We start from the raw sequence: 1,568 nt of genomic DNA on the forward strand, positions 1-1,568 counted from the left end.
TTTCTAAAGCTTTTGCAAATGTAGTTTTTCCGCTGTGAGTTTTTCCTACCGTAATCATGACAAATCGTTTCATATTGGCCTCCATGTGTATTGTTATAATCTGGGGTATTCTGTGTGAATCGACAATTTTCCTGCTAGAGAATATATAAAGTGTCGGAATGAAAGTAGGTTAAAAACTTGACAAAAAAACTTATTTATGCTATAATTTACCAATATAAAAATAAAGTGTATAATAGGGTTCTCCTGGCCAGGGGAACCCTATTTTTGTTGTGAAAATGAAGGAGAGTGTATGTGCGTGAAACAAGGTGAAGCAAGTGTAACGTCGTTAGTATCAGCTTTCAGCCGGGCATATCATAGTGAATTTGATAGTTCTAAAATTTTTGATGATTATATTGCTAAAGAATTCATTTCGCCAAAAGAACGAAGCGATATTGAAACGAATATGGTTCAAGGAATACAGTTTTTCAATAAGGACATTGCACAGCAGTTTCAAGACAATCCACAAGAAATATTAAAATGGATTACACAAGTGCAATTATCACCAACACCTTTAGCACGTGCGGCATATTGTGAAAGAGTAGTACTACATGAAATTACATTAGGCGCAAAACAATACGTCATACTCGGTGCAGGCTTAGATACGTTCAGTTTTAGACACCGAGAATTAGAAAATAAAATAGAAATATTTGAAGTGGATCATCCTTCTACACAGCAGTTTAAGAAGGAGAGAATAGAAGAAGCAGAGTTTGAAATTCCAAACAACCTTCATTTTATTTCGATGGATCTCACGAAAGGATTTTCCTATGAGCAGTTACAGAATGAAGGATTTGAAAATAAAAAGACGTTCTTTAGTCTATTAGGTGTAACGTACTATTTAACGAAAGAGGAACTTTCTAGTTTAATAGAATGTTTATTTGCGATGGTTCCAGAAGGGAGCTCTATCGTATTCGATTATCCGGATGAAAATTTATTTACGGAAAAAGGATTGTCCAATCGAGTGGAAAATATGGTGAAAATGGCTGCAGTAGGCGGAGAACCGATGAAATCATGTTTTTCTTATGCCGAAATGGAAGCACTGTTAGAGAAGATGGGCTTACTCATTTATGAGCATTTATCGCCAGAAGACATAAATACATTCTATTTTGAAGGACGAAACGATTATTTAGAAGCTTTTGAGACGGTGCATTATGTGCATGCGGTGAAAAAGTAGGAATTAGTAGGCATGGGGAGGAATCTCTGTGTCTTTTTTTGTGGGAACAAAAGAGAAAATAGAAGATGTTAAAATTACATGTATATACGTTCCATATATTTATATTTGCTGCTCAATAAACTATCATCTCACATAAGTTTGTACCACATATTCACTTTTATTTACAAAAAATACTATTAATTATTTTCGGATAATTGTTATAATATAATTAAATTGATATAAAAGTTTTTTCTAGATTATGTATTTGAAGAATTCTCATGCGAAAAGAGCCAGTTCTCAAGTAGAGAACTGGCTCTTTGTTGAAGAGAAATAGGATTAGATGTACATAATGGGATAGCAGAATTCCACAAAAAAATCT

General features: G+C 33.7%; 1 protein-coding gene and 1 pseudogene. One reads left to right on the forward strand and one right to left on the reverse strand.

Features of this window, described 5'->3' with window-relative positions; genetic code table 11:
* Positions 1-127, reverse strand: a pseudogene (locus KI369_RS27490) (ATP-binding protein); the annotation flags it as partial.
* 162 nt (positions 128-289) lie between these two features.
* On the opposite strand from KI369_RS27490, the gene KI369_RS27495 reads away from it, so the two are divergent.
* Positions 290-1,210 carry a class I SAM-dependent methyltransferase gene (locus KI369_RS27495; RefSeq protein WP_212958770.1) on the forward strand — a complete coding sequence of 307 codons (921 nt, stop codon included), beginning with the start codon at positions 290-292 and terminating at the stop codon, positions 1,208-1,210.
* Positions 1,211-1,568: the final 358 nt, after the last annotated feature.

Origin of the sequence: Bacillus sanguinis (assembly GCF_018332475.1) — a bacterium.
Taxonomy (GTDB): domain Bacteria; phylum Bacillota; class Bacilli; order Bacillales; family Bacillaceae_G; genus Bacillus_A; species Bacillus_A sanguinis.